The 15,117-nt window shown below is 56.2% G+C and carries 16 protein-coding genes; 8 read left to right on the forward strand and 8 right to left on the reverse strand.

Annotated elements, in window-relative coordinates; all coding sequences use genetic code 11:
- Window positions 1-177 precede the first annotated feature (177 nt).
- Window positions 178-798: a GNAT family N-acetyltransferase gene (locus tag AZE99_RS13285; protein WP_067202012.1), complete on the forward strand. Its 621-nt coding sequence runs from the start codon at window positions 178-180 to the stop codon at window positions 796-798.
- A 358-nt stretch (window positions 799-1,156) separates the two neighbouring features.
- Entirely contained in the window at window positions 1,157-1,525 is a 369-nt protein-coding gene (locus AZE99_RS13290) for a hypothetical protein (RefSeq protein ID WP_067202015.1), read from the forward strand.
- Between the two features lie 21 nt (window positions 1,526-1,546).
- Here the strand turns inward: AZE99_RS13290 and AZE99_RS13295 are convergent, their stop codons facing one another.
- On the reverse strand, window positions 1,547-2,173 hold the full coding sequence (locus AZE99_RS13295; protein WP_067202017.1) for a GTP pyrophosphokinase: 627 nt from the start codon (window positions 2,171-2,173) through the stop codon (window positions 1,547-1,549).
- Window positions 2,174-2,181: 8 nt separating this feature from the next.
- Window positions 2,182-3,192, reverse strand: a complete 1,011-nt coding sequence (locus AZE99_RS13300) for a hypothetical protein (protein WP_156472273.1) — start codon at window positions 3,190-3,192, stop codon at window positions 2,182-2,184.
- A gap of 819 nt (window positions 3,193-4,011) precedes the next feature.
- Between AZE99_RS13300 and AZE99_RS16185 the strand changes: the two genes are divergently transcribed.
- Window positions 4,012-4,692, forward strand: a complete 681-nt coding sequence (locus tag AZE99_RS16185) for a hypothetical protein (protein WP_067202026.1) — start codon at window positions 4,012-4,014, stop codon at window positions 4,690-4,692.
- A 756-nt stretch (window positions 4,693-5,448) separates the two neighbouring features.
- On the opposite strand, the gene rimO is transcribed toward AZE99_RS16185, so the two are convergent.
- The gene (rimO, locus tag AZE99_RS13315; protein ID WP_067202029.1) at window positions 5,449-6,831 is read right to left on the reverse strand and encodes a 30S ribosomal protein S12 methylthiotransferase RimO; all 1,383 of its coding nucleotides are present in this window, start codon (window positions 6,829-6,831) and stop codon (window positions 5,449-5,451) included.
- A gap of 220 nt (window positions 6,832-7,051) precedes the next feature.
- On the opposite strand from rimO, the gene AZE99_RS13320 reads away from it, so the two are divergent.
- The gene (locus AZE99_RS13320) at window positions 7,052-7,465 is read left to right on the forward strand and encodes a DUF1761 domain-containing protein (protein ID WP_067202032.1); all 414 of its coding nucleotides are present in this window, start codon (window positions 7,052-7,054) and stop codon (window positions 7,463-7,465) included.
- Between the two features lie 220 nt (window positions 7,466-7,685).
- Window positions 7,686-7,946, forward strand: a complete 261-nt coding sequence (locus tag AZE99_RS13325; protein ID WP_231862615.1) for a hypothetical protein — start codon at window positions 7,686-7,688, stop codon at window positions 7,944-7,946.
- 15 nt (window positions 7,947-7,961) lie between these two features.
- Here AZE99_RS13325 and AZE99_RS13330 read toward each other — a convergent pair whose 3' ends face one another.
- The 5 genes from AZE99_RS13330 to serS all read right to left on the reverse strand — a co-directional run bounded on the left by AZE99_RS13330 (window position 7,962) and on the right by serS (window position 13,026).
- The gene (locus AZE99_RS13330; RefSeq protein ID WP_067202034.1) at window positions 7,962-8,675 is read right to left on the reverse strand and encodes an esterase/lipase family protein; all 714 of its coding nucleotides are present in this window, start codon (window positions 8,673-8,675) and stop codon (window positions 7,962-7,964) included.
- Between the two features lie 76 nt (window positions 8,676-8,751).
- Window positions 8,752-9,810 (reverse strand): potassium channel family protein, encoded by a 1,059-nt coding sequence (locus AZE99_RS13335; RefSeq protein WP_067202037.1) that lies wholly within the window; start codon window positions 9,808-9,810, stop codon window positions 8,752-8,754.
- A gap of 7 nt (window positions 9,811-9,817) precedes the next feature.
- The gene (locus AZE99_RS13340; RefSeq protein WP_231862616.1) at window positions 9,818-10,879 is read right to left on the reverse strand and encodes a M23 family metallopeptidase; all 1,062 of its coding nucleotides are present in this window, start codon (window positions 10,877-10,879) and stop codon (window positions 9,818-9,820) included.
- A gap of 102 nt (window positions 10,880-10,981) precedes the next feature.
- The gene (surE, locus tag AZE99_RS13345) at window positions 10,982-11,746 is read right to left on the reverse strand and encodes a 5'/3'-nucleotidase SurE (RefSeq protein ID WP_067203696.1); all 765 of its coding nucleotides are present in this window, start codon (window positions 11,744-11,746) and stop codon (window positions 10,982-10,984) included.
- Window positions 11,746-13,026, reverse strand: a complete 1,281-nt coding sequence (gene serS / locus AZE99_RS13350) for a serine--tRNA ligase (protein ID WP_067202040.1) — start codon at window positions 13,024-13,026, stop codon at window positions 11,746-11,748. Before serS ends, surE begins: the two co-directional genes overlap by 1 nt.
- Before the next feature lie 127 nt (window positions 13,027-13,153).
- Here serS and AZE99_RS16305 point away from each other — a divergent pair, with 127 nt between their 5' ends.
- From AZE99_RS16305 to dksA, 3 genes are all read left to right on the forward strand, one after another.
- Window positions 13,154-13,438 carry a hypothetical protein gene (locus tag AZE99_RS16305; protein WP_197460197.1) on the forward strand — a complete coding sequence of 95 codons (285 nt, stop codon included), beginning with the start codon at window positions 13,154-13,156 and terminating at the stop codon, window positions 13,436-13,438.
- Window positions 13,439-13,480: 42 nt separating this feature from the next.
- Window positions 13,481-13,789 (forward strand): hypothetical protein, encoded by a 309-nt coding sequence (locus tag AZE99_RS16310; RefSeq protein ID WP_067202043.1) that lies wholly within the window; start codon window positions 13,481-13,483, stop codon window positions 13,787-13,789.
- A 699-nt stretch (window positions 13,790-14,488) separates the two neighbouring features.
- On the forward strand, window positions 14,489-14,953 hold the full coding sequence (gene dksA, locus AZE99_RS13365) for an RNA polymerase-binding protein DksA (RefSeq protein WP_067203698.1): 465 nt from the start codon (window positions 14,489-14,491) through the stop codon (window positions 14,951-14,953).
- The last annotated feature ends 164 nt before the right edge of the window (window positions 14,954-15,117 follow it).

Consider the following 15,117-nt stretch of genomic DNA (forward strand, 5'->3'; position numbering starts at 1 on the left):
CGACCGCAATTCTTCCACGATGCGAACCCGGGCTAGTAACGGTTGCGATCGATCAGATTTAAGGGGAGTGGCTTTAAGACTCCTTAATATGCCGGGCGGGGCCGATTGCCCTCGCCTGGTTCGGCCAGCGGAATGCGGCCCATGGCATCGCCGGCAAAATTATTGTAATCACACCCGATGAGCAGCATCCCGATCACCCGCAACCCGGTCCCTGAGGCCAAGGCCACGGCGATCAGAGCCGCGGTCACCGCCGCCACATCGATTGCCACCGACAGCGATATGTCCCGCCTGGCGCAGCTCGACGACGCAGCGATCTTCCACGAATTTCTCAGCGACCCGCAGATTCACGCACCCATCTACACCCTGCCCCGACCGCTGACCGTCGAAACGGTGCGCGCCTTCATCGCCGACCATCAGCAGCAGCGCGAACAGGGCACCGGCCTGCTGTTCCTCAACTTCGACGCGCAGGGCCGGATCGGCGGCTATAGCGATATCTGCGTCTGGCCCGAATGGGCAGCCGGCGAGCTCGGCGGCGCCATCCACCCCGACCGCCAGGGCCAGCGCCGCGGCGTCGACGGCGCAAGGCAGAGCTTCGCCTGGATGTTCGACCATCTCGGCCTCGACCTGATCTGCGAAACCGCCTCGCTCGACAACCACCGCACCGCGCATCTGCTCGACGGGCTCGGCTTCCAGCGCATGGGCGAAATAGTGAGCAAACGCGCCGACGGCACCACGAGACAGTCACTGGTGTGGGAAATATCGCGGGCAGAATGGGAGGCAAAACACCTTCTCCCGTGAGGGAGAAGGATACGAAGACTTGGCGCCGAAGCCTTGGCGAAGGTGGCTAGGCGCAGTTGGATGAGGGTGTTCGGATAGTGGGCTGCTTCGCCACAACGTCCGGTACACCCCGCTCCTTCTCCCGTGAGGGAGAAGGATACGCAATCTTGCCACCGGAGCGCAGCGAAGGCGGCTAGATGAAGTTGGATGAGGGTGTACCGCTAGTGGGCTGCTCTGCAACCAAAGCTCAGTACACCCTCACCCAGCTGCGCCTAGGCAGCAAGCTGCCAAGTCTCCACATCCCTCTCCCGCACGGGAGAGGGTACTTAACACCCTCCCAAAACCGTGATAGCGCCCGACCATCGAAACGCTCTTCCTCTTGATCGGCCTCACCCTCGCGGCAACCGGCCTTGCGCTAATGATCCGCAGCGATCTGCTGTTCATCCGCAATGGCACCCGCCGCGTGCCCGCCCAGATCGTCCGCCACCAGATCCAGCGGCGCGGCGGCACGACGCTGTACAGCGCAGTGCTGCTGGTGCCCGACGAGCGCGGCGGCTTCATCGAGGTCCGCGATCCCCTGACCACGCCCTTCCCGACCCCGGTGATCGGCGAGCGGCTCACCGTCGTCCACCCGACCGGCTACCCCGGCAAAGCGCGCATCCCCTATCCGTGGTTCCGGGCGGGGGTGTACGGGGTGCTGGGCTATGGGTTTGTGGTTTGCCTGTTGGGGGTTACGGGGTTGGGATAGGAGTCTTCGCCCTAAGTGATCTCAGTTGTCGTTATCCTCAACCAGATCTTTTGCAAGCTCATCAAACATCATATCCGCGCCCCAAGCTTGAGCAGCTGAAAATGCAACCTTCCGCTGTTCGATACTGGTAAGATTTCTGATCGACTTATAACCTAAATCGTGATGCGCTTCCGACCATGCATGTTGGAACAAAGTTTTGATTTGGAGTTCAAAAAAATCTGGGCAGCTTTGCCGCGCTTCACCATCCGGAAGAACATCATCCGGAATATTCAGAATAAAGTGAGTTCCCACATACCCAAATGCCGAGTCATCCTCTGGTTTTTTCTCTTGGATCTCAATGTGATTAAAGTATTTTTCTATCGTCTGTTCAACTTTCTCCACATCGGAGAGATAGAAAACGGTGATTCTAGCGCCGATTTGATCTTGGATTTCACTAAATGGGTCTTTGTATTTTCGGGTTCCATCTTCGTTCGTTTTTATCGCTTTCGTTGCGAACCTGCTTGGCGATTTAGCTCTAACAGTGATTGAATCAATTCTTTCAAACTGACTAAATACTTCTTTTATGTGCAACTCGAGTTCTTTTTCAATATTCTTCAATTGATTATCGAATATTATCGAATAAGCAGTCTCTATATCAGCAACCATCATTCTAATATCTACTTCTTAGTCAAACGTTGATCAGAAATGCGGCCTGATGTTGCATATTCCACTTCGTCACCTTTCCTCTCTCGAACTGTGAAAACCTTTTCGAAATCTTCGCTGGGAGCAGTTAGTATCGCTCCGTTGTCAATTTCGACAGTCCGATAAGGCGCTTTATCCTTAAACTCTTTATGATCAAATTTGAACTTTTTCTCAAACAAGGAGGGCTTTTTGAGAAAATTTTTGATCGTCTGTTGGGTAGAATGACTGAACCCGAAGTGATCGCAAAACTCTTTGATACTGGTGTTTTTATTTTTGAATGTCGTAGGAGCTAATGTCGTTGCTGAAGCAATCTGACCTTTGACCTCCAAGTTAGGATTATTCTTGATGGCGTTTTTCAATGCAACAACTAATCTTTTTGTTCCGGCAGCCGCTGTTTCAGTAAAATCAGCATCCAAAAAATCTCCAATCCAGTAATCTGAAATATTTTCAGCTGACCCACCAGCCTGTCGATCTGTAACTTTTCCATTCCAGAAATTTGCAGCTGGATTTTTGTCATCAAGCAACAATGCCTTATATGAAGACATCCTTTTGACGAAAACTCGATCCAAAAATTCGACGTCGAGTCCCGTACTATCTACTTCAGCAAGGATTGCTTGGTCAGTAGGAAATCGAGACACGACCAACCGTTCGTTCAAGCCATAATTCCCGCTGATCAAAAAAAGAAGTCCAATTCCACTTCGATTGTCTGTCATTGACTGAAGCCGCTGAGCAATGGCTCGACCATTTTTCTTTTTTGGATCCTGTTGGTAAGCAATCATAAGGTCTCGGCAATCGTTCTGTTGCGACCCACTATTTGAGTTAAATGTAATATCGAAATCCCGCGCATCCGGCCCAGCCGAATATATTGCTTTCAACATTTCAAACAAATCGCCGGTGTTTGGTAGCTTATCCCCTGAAATAGCGGTTGCATTCGGATCGTTTTTTCCGGGATGAATTAGGAACGCATGAATCTTGTTAATTGCCACAATACTAGTCCCCCGTGTTCGACATAACGATAATAGAGTACTTTTCTCAATCAAGTAAAGAAAACAGAGGCAGATCTGGAATAGCGTAAAAGTTCGACATACTGTTTTAAGTTAGAAACCGAGGTGCTTTCAAAAATGAATGGGCTCTCCGCTTTCCTACATCACACCAAATAGGTTATATATTTTCCATTTAGCAAACCACCTCTAAACCGCCACACCTATGTGCTGCGGTCAGGATGGTCACTTTGGAAGGAGTAAAACCTATGACATTTCAGGACGAATTTATTCACCGCTTGCGGGTGGTGCGGGGTGAGGCAACGGGGGACGGTGGGGAGGATAGCGGTCCTTCGACAGGCTCAGGACGAACGGACGAGAGGGAGAGTCGTCATCCTGAATTTATTTCAGGACCTCTCGAGGCTGAGCCGGAAGATCGGGGTGTGGGGGACGGGGTCCTGAACCAAGTTCAGGATGACGATTCTATGCGGTTGCAGGGTGAAGAAAGCGCTCCGGACAAATCCGTTCGTCTCGAGCGTAGTCGAGAGACTGGTGATGGTGGAGACGTGTCTCGACTTCGCTCGACACGAACGGGTGAGGATGACGAGGACAGCTCGGTTCGGGGCGGAGAACTGACACCCCCCTCCCGCTTGCGGGAGGGGCCGGGGGTGGGCCGGAACGAAACCAAGAGTGCTGGTGCGGATACAACAGACACCCCCACCCCTAACCCAGTATCAGGTGGAACTGCCCCCGGCAGTTCCACCTGATACTCGCGAGCGGGAGGGGGAGACAACCCGCCACGACGGCTGGCACCGCGAGCTGCGCGTGAAATTCCTCGAAGCCCTCGCCCAGACCGGCAATGTCCAGGCGTCGGCCTATTTTGTCCAGCGCACCCGCCAGTCGGCCTATGACCTCAAACGGCGCGATCCGGATTTTGCGCGGGCGTGGCTGGCGGCGCTGGTGCTGGCGCGGGAGGAGGCGCAGGACAAGTTGCAGGAGCGGGCCATTGAAGGCGTCGAGGAGGAAGTCTTTTACCATGGCGAAGTGGTGGCGACGCGGCGGCGCTATGACAGCCGGCTGCTGCTCGCCCACCTGGCGCGGCTCGACAAGATTGCCGAGCAGATTCCGGCGCAACGCGGGGCAGCGCGCTTTGGCGATATGCTCGACGCGATTGGCAAGGGCGAAGACACCGCCCCGCTGATCGCCACCCCGACCGAGGAGGAACTGGCAATACAGGCCGCCGAGGCCGAAACGCACGGGAAGCCTGTGCCGGAGGAAGAAGAAGGCGAGGAATTTTACGCGGTCCGCTTCCCCGACCATGACGGCCCGCCCGACTATTATCGCATGACCCAAGAAGAAGCCGCCGAAATGCAACGCGAGGTCCCCGGCCTGACCGCAACGCCCACCGGCACCCGCGACGAGGCGGTGATCAACGCCCTGCCCTGCAACGCCGAAGCTATGCGCGCTTTCCGGCGGGACGAGGGGAAGCAGGGAAAAAATCTATAACAGTGTAAAGTTTGTCAATTTCGGGTGCCATGATCGAGTGCATTCGTGATCGAAAGCAGCAGCTTCGTGATCGAAAGCAGCAGCTTCGTCATCCTGAACTCGTTTCAGGACCTCGTGAGATTGCGCGCTGCCGGTGGAGGTCCTGAGCCGAAGGCCACCGCAAGGTAAATGAATTCAGGATGACGATTATATACGGATGCAGAGTGATGATGACCACAATAACCGTTCGTCTCGAGCGCAGTCGAGAGACCGGCGATGGCGGAAAGGTGTCTCGACTTCGCTCGACACGAACGGAAGGCGGTGATGGTGACTTTAACACCGTTCGTCCTGAGCCTGTCGAAGGACCTCTATCGACCGCAAACTGTCCTTCGACAAGCTCAGGACGAACGGGAGGGGAGTTAGCCCCTCTTCTGCAGAAGTTTCGGGTCGATCAGTCCCCCGGACTGATCTGGAACGGCCGGGGGCCGTTTCACCCGGAACTGGGTTGGGGTGGTGGAGATGCGAAAGCATCGCTCGCGTTAGCGAAAGGCGGTGGAATGGAGATGGTGAATTGGTAACGCAAACGCAGCGCTCAGAAGAAAGAAACCACCCCAACCCCTCCTTTGAAAAGGAGGGGCTTAAGTGACGATTGGTGCGAAAAGCCCTGCCGTCATTGCGAGGAGCGAAGCGACGCGGCAATCCAGTGCGTCGCTCACCTCTCTGGATTGCTTCGCTGCGCTCGCAATGACGACCAAAATCTGGCCGTTCATGCTGAACCTACCCAGCAGCAACCCCGAACAGATCATGCTCGTCGGCATCCTCGATCACCGCGTCGATGATATCGCCAACCGCAAGGTCCGCACTCACATTACGCAGGAACACATTGCCATCAATCTCCGGCGCATCGGCCTCGGAGCGCGCGGTCGCGCCAATATCGCCGTCTTCATCGGACTCACCAATGTCGTCGATGATCACCGGCAGAGTGCGACCGACCTTGGCCTGCAGCTTGGCGGCGCTGATCCGGGCGGTGACGTCCATGATCCGCTGGTATCGCTCTTCCTTGACCTCTTCGGGCAATGCTCCGTCGAGCAGATTGGCCGCAGCGCCCTCTACGGGCTCAAAACGGAACGCGCCGACCCGATCGAGCTGGGCTTCCTCAAGCCAGTCGAGCAGATACTGGAAATCCTCCTCACTCTCGCCGGGGAAACCGACGACAAAGGTCGAGCGGATGGTGAGATCGGGGCAGATGTCGCGCCAGCTCTTGACCCGCTGCAGCACCTTGGCCTCGTTGGCCGGGCGCTTCATGCGTTTCAACACGTTAGGCGCGGCATGCTGGAACGGGATGTCGAGATAGGGCGTGATCTTGCGCTCGGCCATCAGCGGGATGACCTTGTCGACATGCGGATAGGGATAGACATAGTGGAGCCGGGTCCACACGCCCTTGCCTTCCGGCGTCCTGAGCTCGCCAAGAGCGGCGGCGAGATCGGTCATATGGGCGCGGACTTCGCGGCCCTGGCCGGTCGGGCCGTTCCAGACGCGGGACTGGTGGCGGATATCGACACCATAAGCCGAAGTATCCTGGCTGATCACCAGCAGTTCCTTGGTGCCCGCCTCGACCAGCTTCTCCGCTTCGCGCAGGATCGCGTCGGGACGGCGGGACACGAGGTCGCCGCGCAGGCTCGGGATTATGCAGAAGGAACAGCGATGGTTGCAGCCTTCGGAAATCTTGAGATAGCTGTAATGGCGCGGGGTCAGCTTGAGGCCTGCATCAGGCACCAGATCGACAAATGCGCCGCGCGCCGCCGGAGCCGCCGCATGGACCGCAGTCACCACGTCTTCATATTGATGCGCGCCGGTGACAGCCAGCACATCGGGGAAGCGCTTCATGATCAGATCGGCTTCATTGCCCATGCAGCCGGTGACGATCACCCGGCCATTCTCGGCCATAGCCTCGCCAATCGCCTCGAGGCTCTCTTCCTTGGCGCTGTCGAGAAAACCGCAGGTATTGACCAGCACGACATCGGCGCCGGCATAGTCCGCCGACATGTCATAGCCGTCGCTGCGCAGCTGGGTCAGAATCCGTTCGCTGTCGACCAGTGCCTTGGGACAGCCGAGCGAAACCATACCCACTTTGGGCGGAGAAGGAATTTGGGTAGCCATAGGGCGCGGCCTTTAGGCGCAATTGCCCGGCGAGTCACGATCAATGTTCCGGAGCCCCTGCCCCGCCGCAGACCAGGCCCTGTCTCGGCGCCGCGTGCCGGGTCGGGAACATGCTCCGGCGCAGACTGCTGCCACCCGGCCGCCGCCGAATTGTCGAAACAACCGGATTCGGCTATAAGAATGGCGCTCGGCCTGGGCCGGGAAACAGGAGGAGGATCACATGAACATATTCGATGTCAACTGGATCGCGGTCGTCGTTGCCGCGCTGGCAGGCTTTCTGGTCGGCGGCATCTGGTACGGGCCGGTCATGGGCAAGAAATGGATGGGCGCGGTCGGCCTGACCGAGGAGCAGATCAAAGCGGGCAGCATGGGCATGATCTACGGCGGAGCGTTCGCCTTCAGCCTGGTCGCTTCGTGGACGCTGGCGCATACATTTGCGACCTATGCCACCGATCTCGGCTTCGGCGTCAAGGTGCTGACCGCCTTCGGCATTGCGCTCGGCTTCATCGTGCCAGCCATCGGCACCAATTATCTATTCTCGCAAAAGAGCAAGACCCTGTTCTTCATCGACGCCGGCTACTGGCTGCTCTTCTACACCGCCATGGGCGTGGTGCACGCATGGTTTGGCGAATAATTTCAAGATGTTGATAGCAATATTAGGAGATAATATGGGCCGTAAAGTCGCCGGGGTCACCAACAAATGGGAGGGAGAGGCAACGCCCGGCTCATCCTAACAATGATCGAACCGGAGAACCGTTCCACACGGGGCAAAAAAATGTCGGGAGATTGAACGATATGCCATGCCCATGCGTTGGCCTTGCATCAAATAGCGATGCAACAGCTGGAGCAACATTATGGAACTGGTCGACATATTGCGATGGACCGCGAGTATCAGCGGCATGATCGCCGCCGCCATGGTTTCGCTCAATGCAGGAGCCAAGATCAGCGGATACGGTTTTGTCCTGTTCTGCGGATCGTCGATCGTATGGGTGACCAGTTCGCTGCTCGACGGCAACAATCCGCTGGCGGTGCAGAATGTGGTCCTGCTGGGGATCAATCTGTTCGGCGTCTACCGCTACCTGTGGCGCAAGCCGAAGGCCAAGGCGGCGGATTGAACCGGGTGCTGTGGATCAGGCCCGTCCGGCGAGCGTATCGGCGATGATCCGCCACACCCTGGGGTTGAAGCCCAGGCCCATATGACCGCCATCGACGCGGATATTGCGGGCCTGCGGATTATAGATGTCCTTGGCGATATCGGGCCCGACAATGCCGTCGCGGTTGGAATAGAGCACGGTCAGCGGCTGGCTGAAGCCGATGCTGTTGCGTTCGTGGACCTCGCGCTCAAACTGGTCGAGTTTGGCCGACTTGGCGTAGCGCTGACCCGGCGTGGTATATTTGGGACCGCCAATGATCGGCGTGCCCATGGTGATCACCTCGCGCACCAGATGCGGCGACAGCCGAGCGGTCTCCCGGGCAATGATCCCGCCCAGCGACCAGCCGATCAGGGTGAATGCTTGCTCGCCATTGTCCGCGAACCGCTCCTCGGCAATCGCGGTAAAGCGCGAGACATCGCGGTCCACCGAGCCCTTGTTGCGGCCGAGCGACCAGTCGGCGACGTCATAGTTGATCCGGTTGAGAAAGCCTTCCAGCGGTCGCATCGACAATTCGCTGCCGCCATAGCCGGGGATCAGATAGACCGGCCGACCATCACCGCGCGGCGCCGTGACCAGACGCGGCCACTGCAGGCCAAAGCGCAGCAGATCGAGCGGCAGCGCCATTTCCCCAAGCTGCGCCAGCCTGTGCGGCGGGCGGAGTCCGGTGGGCATTGTTATCGGTTCGGCCATCTTCAAGCTCCTCTGGGGAGTCGCCAAGATAGTAAATTATCTCGCAGGTGCAATATGAACCAACGAACAGGCGGGTTCAGACACTCACCCTGGCCGGCCTGTCGGAACCATTGCCGGGGATGATCTCGACAATGATATCGCCAGCCTCGAGCATCTTCGCTTCGGTTTCCCAAAAGCCGATCACTGTGTCACCCCGATATATCCGCACCCCCAGCCCCGAACCGACAACTTCGTTCATTGCCATGCCGACTTCGTCTTCGGTTACCGCCCGCTGCACCAGCTTCACGCGGCCCGTGGCCGATGCAAGGTCGCTGAGATAATCGGAAATCTTGGCGCCTTCGCAACTGCCTGCGAGCAGCAAACCTGCAAAACTGACCGGATTGATAACGGTCGTCGCTCCGGCCTGTCGTGCCAGCAGTTCATTGTCCGCTGCCTTGATCGATACGCTGATCGGCAAATGATAGGCAAGATGCCGGGCGGTGAGTACGATCAATATACTGGTGTCGTCGCGCCCGGCTGAAACGATCAGCGAGCGCGCACGCGAAATCTTCACGTTCATCAAAGCATTGTCGCGCGTTGCATCGCCATTAATCACCGCGCACCCAAGCTTTTCGGCCAGCGACAAAGCATCATCCGATGTATCGATCACGACAATTTCTTCCGGCTTGGTACCGCGCGCAAGCAGTTCCTGAACAGCTTCGCTGCCGCTCGTGCCAAAGCCGGCGATCACGATATGGTCGTGCAAATTGCTTTGAATCAGTTTCATGCGCCAATTGTCCCAGGTTCGTTTGAAAACAAAATTATAGGCCGTGCCGACAAAGATTAGCACGACGAAGATTCGAATAGGAGTCACAACCAGCGCGTCGAACATCCGCGCCCTTTCGGTAACCGGCGCAATGTCACCATAGCCGGTTGTGGTGATCGAGATCATGGTGAAATAGACCACGTCTAGAAAGCTGACATCACCGTCATAACTGTCCTGCAGGCCATTGCGGTCGAAATAATGCACCGACACAGCCATGCCGATCAGGGCCAGGACGAAGGTAACTCGCCAGGCAATGTCAGCCCAGATCGGCAGGCTGGAGCGCCGCCGAAGGGTGAAATAGTCAGAAATTTTGCGATCGCTGCTTGCCATGTCCGGTTCACCCGCGCTTCGGCAGATGGATGTTCGGATCCACCGGCTTCCGATCCTTGCGGATTTCGAAATGCAGTTGCGGTTCCTGTACATAGCCGCTTTCACCAGCGAGACCAATAACGTCGCCAGCCTTGACTTTCTGGCCACGTGTCACATTCAATTTATCCGCATGCCCATAAGCGGTAACCCAGCCCGCGCCATGGTTGATCAAGATCAGACCACCAAAAACGCCGATCTCGTCGCCGCTATAAGCCACCACCCCTTCGGCTGATGCGCGAATTGGCGTACCTTTCGGGACTCCGATGTTCAGGCCATCATTGACCTTGCCGCCGCCTTTGCTGCCAAAACTGGACAGGACGTTGCCTTCCACTGGCCACTGGAACCTGCCGGAGAAGCTGGCCGGTGTAGCGATAGTCACATTAGGCGTGATCGCTTTCCGCCAATCGGATGGCTCGCTTGCAGCCGCACCATCGGCCAGCGCTGGCTGGCTGCCGGTAACAATATCGTCAATATCCAGATCAAAGGAGGCTGCACGTTGTTCGATACTTAAATTTGCGGGATCAGTGGGGGCCGTAGCCGGTAGTAGCAGCTTCTGCCCCACACGCAGAATATAGGGCTCTTCCAGCGCATTGAGAGCCACTACTTCACGCCATGGCGCGCCATAGGCACGGGCGATTGCAATACCGGTTTCTCCCGCATTCACGGCATGATACCGCCCGCCAGTGATTGTGAGCCGCTGGCCCGGATGTATGACATAAGGCTCGACCAATCCATTGGCCAACGCGATGATCTGCGATCCCGCACCTGTCTTATTGGCAATTCCGCGCAACGTGTCACCCGGCTGCACGATATAGGTACCCGATTCCACCCGCTGAGCGTTGGCGGTGACCGGACCGGCTTGCCATGTCGAAGCAGGCGCCTGTTCTGGCACGGTACCGAGAGCAGCGGGATCGGTAAGCAGCTGCGGCGCGACTGGCGGCGGGGCATAGTTGTCATGGCCCGGAGGGATGCAGGCGGTTACCGTCATGAGTAATATGAGGATCACAATATGACGCAAATGGGACCCCATCAACCAACTCCTCCCCTTCCAGAAACGCTATTAGCAACAAATGCACTGCTTGCCAGCCCCGCTTCCCAAAGCCTAGTAAATTCGCAGGATTGCGGCGCGAGATCAGAGATATAGCTTCTTCAAGCCTTCCATTGAATCATAATGGGTAAGATCCAGATGAAGCGGTGTAATCGAGACAAAGCCATCGGCGATCGCTTCCAGATCGGTGCTATGCGCAGGCGTTTCGACCATTGGTCCGAGACCGAACCAGTGATATTCAAAGCCGCGCGGGTCGCGGTTGCTGACGATCTGCAGCCGACCGTAGTCGCGTATACCCTGTGATACGACCCGCACACCCTTTACTTCACTCGCGGGGAGCGCCGGGAAGTTGATATTCACCAGTGTCCGGTGGTCCATACGTTGCTTGATCAGTGGGCGCAGCACACGCTCGCCCCACTGCACCGCTGCATCAAAGGGCACGTTTGCGCCGATATCCTCACGAGCATAAGCTTGACTGAGCGCAATTGACGGAATTCCCGCCAATGCCCCTTCCATCGCGGCCGACACGGTGCCCGAGTAGGTGACATCCTCGCCAAGATTGGCGCCACGATTGACGCCGGACAATATGAGATCGGGTGGTCCGTCTTTCATGATTTTGGCGACCGCCATCATAACACTATCGGTTGGTGTACCGTCGACCGAATATTGCTGGTCACCACGCTTGCGAATACGCAGGGGGCGGGTAATTGTCAGCGAGTGACCGGCTCCGGAATTTTCATCAGAAGGCGCGACAATCCAGATATCGTTGGAAAAATGCGATGCTACGTCGAGAAGGATTTTCATCCCCGGGGCATCGAACCCATCATCGTTGGTCAGCAATATACGCATCATCCCGGCTCCAGTTTGTCGATCCCGCCCATATAGGGCAATAATGCCGGCGGAATTGTGACAGAGCCATCCGCCTGCTGGTAATTTTCAAGGACCGCGACCAGTGTCCGGCCGACGGCAAGCCCCGAACCGTTCAAAGTGTGAACGAATTTCGTTCCCTTTTCCTCGCTGCCTGGCCGGAAACGGGCATTCATCCGCCGCGCCTGAAAGTCGCCGCAATTGGAAATGCTGGAGATTTCGCGATAGGTATTCTGGCCAGGCAGCCAGACCTCCAGATCAAAGGTCTTGCGCGCCGTTGCTCCCATATCACCTGTGCACAGAAGCACTTTGCGATACGGCAGTGCTAGCGCCTTAAGAATTGATTCCGCCGCCTCGGTCATCCGCAGATGCTCGGCATCGCTATTGTCAGGATGAGCGATCGCGACCATTTCGACTTTCTCAAACTGATGCTGACGGATCAGACCTTTCGTATCCTTGCCAGCAGAGCCAGCTTCGCTACGAAAACAGAGCGTGAGCGCGGTCAATCGTATCGGAAGTTGCGCTTCATCCAGTATTTGCCCGTTAACACTGTTTGTCAGGCTCACTTCTGCGGTCGGGATTAGCCAGTGACCTTCGGTAGTTTGAAAGGAATCCTCAGAAAACTTGGGCAGTTGGCCAGTGCCAAACATAGCCTGATCGCGCACCAGCACAGGCGGTGCGCATTCCTGAAAGCCATTCATGGTGGTTTGCTGGTCGAGCATGAATTGTCCAACCGCCCGCTGCAGTCTCGCGATTTGACCGCGCAGGAAAGCAAAGCGCGCGCCCGACATTTCGACAGCCGTTTCAAAATCCAGCCCCAGCGCCGGACCAATGTCGCTGTGTTCTTTAGGATCAAAATCAAATGTACGTGGCTCGCCCCAACGTTCAATCTCGACATTGTCGTCTTCATCTGCGCCTGTCGGGACGTCATCCGCTGGCAGATTTGGCAGCGCCGCCAGAATATTCTGTAACCGGGCGGCCAACTCCCGCTCTTGCTCTTCAACCTTTGGCATTTTGGTTTTTAGCTCGGCGACTTCCGCCATCAACGCCTGCGCCGATTCCTCATCGCCCTGCCCCTTGGCCTTTCCAATCGCTTTGGACGCTTCGTTGCGACGTGCCTGCCCATTCTGCAGCTCGGTTTTCAGAGCGCGGCTTTGCTCGTCCAGAGACAGTAAATTCTGGGCAACAGCTTCGACTCCGCGTTTTGCCAGCGCAGCGTCAAATTCTTCCGGATTTTCGCGAATATACTTTATATCATGCATAGTGAACGCCTATGCCGAGCGACTGTTTCACTTGCAAGACTGCAAAGAAAAAAGCGACCAGATTGCTCCAGCCGCTTTTTCATTAATCTCAGCATCAACTGCCTAGGCGGTAACTGCCTTTTTCCCTTTGCGGCGGCGGGCGAACAAAGCCGCTGCTGCTGCGCCGAAAAGCAACACCACTGGAGGCGCCGGCACATCCGTGCCACCGGTCGATCCGCCGGTGCTACCGCCGGAAGACGAGCTTGAACTGCTGCTCGAGGAGCTGGAACTGGAAGAACTGCTCGAAGACCCGCTTGATGTGCCACCGAAGCTGGAAGAACCGCCCGTCGCACCCGATGAACTGCTGGTAGAACTCCCACCCGAACTCGAGGAAGAGGAGCCGGAGCTGCCTGAAGAACCTGAGCTTCCATAGCCGCCACTCGAACCGTAGCCCCCACTGGAACCGTGACCCGGCTTGCCACCACTCGATCCAGAAGAACTGGATGAGCTACTCGAGGAGCTGCTTGAGGAACTACTGGATGAACTGGACGAGGAAGAACTGCTGCCCGAAGATGTGCTGGTCGAACCACCGCTGCTTGTAGAGGAAATCACTACAGTGCCACCACCGGTGCTACCACCGCCAAAAAAGCCACCAAAAAAGCCACCGCTGCTGCCGCCGCTGCTGCCACCGATGACGACCGGGATTGATCCACCACTGCTGCTTATAGGCGGAGCGGGTGGAATATATGGAGGCAGAGGTATGGCCTGCGGTACCGGGGTTTGAGCAATTGTGACCACAGACGGTTGGCAAGCCGTCACCGTTTTGGTCACGGTGCGCCGCGTGCGTTTGATCTTGCGGGCAGGCTCACCCTTTTTTATCGTACGGGCCCGAACCGGCTTCTTCTTTGACATCTTTTTGACGTAAGGAGCCGCCGGCGCCTCTGATACATGGACTGCGCCGCCGCCAATCAAGGCCCCGCCGCATGTGCAGGCGCATAATTTCGCCAAAGCCATCCGTACCGACATAATATCATCTCTCTTCCGCTTTAAGTGGCGACCAGTTCGTCGACTTTTGATGCCGACGGCCTTTTTCGCTGCTCTGAGGTACATCAGAAAGACAGAACAAATGGTAAATCACAATTGAATTAACCCTGTATCATAATGTAAAACGGAAAAATAGCTTAACAGCAGGTATCCATTATAAGTTAATGTCCCGATTTGGAACCATTCGAGATAGATTCCTTGAAAAATGGCGGGAAAATTTCGACGCCTTTTTCCACGCTTGGTCAGAACCGCTATGCATTCGAAGGCGCAAACGCATCGCTAATGCCGTCTCATTTCTGTCGAGAATTTTGCGATTTACGGATTATTCAACAAACAAATATTTTGCGCCTTGTTTCCAATAAGTCGGCTCGGTATAGGCCCGCCGTGTATATGGTCCAGCCCTCCGGATTCGGCTAGGGCATGATGTTTGGAGAGTATGTTGGCATCCTCGGTTAAAAAAGCATCCGCAAAAAATGGCGCGAACGGCGCAGATCTGGTCCTCCCAAACGGTTATGAACCGAGCGAAGACGAAGAGTTTATGAACGAGCGCCAGCTCGCATTTTTCAGGCAGGCCCTGAAAAAATGGAAACAGGAAATCATCGACGAATCCAAGGAAACTCTCGCGCATTTGCAGGACGGTCCAATTCAGGAAGCCGACCTCAATGATCGGGCGTCAAGCGAAACCGACTGGGGCCTCGAACTCAGGACCCGTGATCGTCAACGCAAGCTGACGTCCAAGATCGATGCTGCACTTCGGCGAATTGATGAAGGTGAATATGGCTATTGCCAGGTTACCGGCGAGCCGATTTCACTTGATCGACTGAAAGCCAGACCGATAGCAACGATGACCGTCGAAGCGCAGGAAGCGCACGAACGGAATGAGAAAATTTCGCGCGATCAGTGACATGATTTTCCGCTTCAGCGGAAACCTCAATATTCTGCGCATTGCGGCATCGGCGACAATTTGAACAAGCGCAAACCTGGTCATATTTCCTGCAAAAGAAACTCTGATATTAACCAAATTTGCACCTATTCTCCGTTAGTATTTCTTTTACGAGACATTCATTT

The organism is Sphingorhabdus sp. M41 (assembly GCF_001586275.1).
Lineage (GTDB): Bacteria > Pseudomonadota > Alphaproteobacteria > Sphingomonadales > Sphingomonadaceae > Parasphingorhabdus.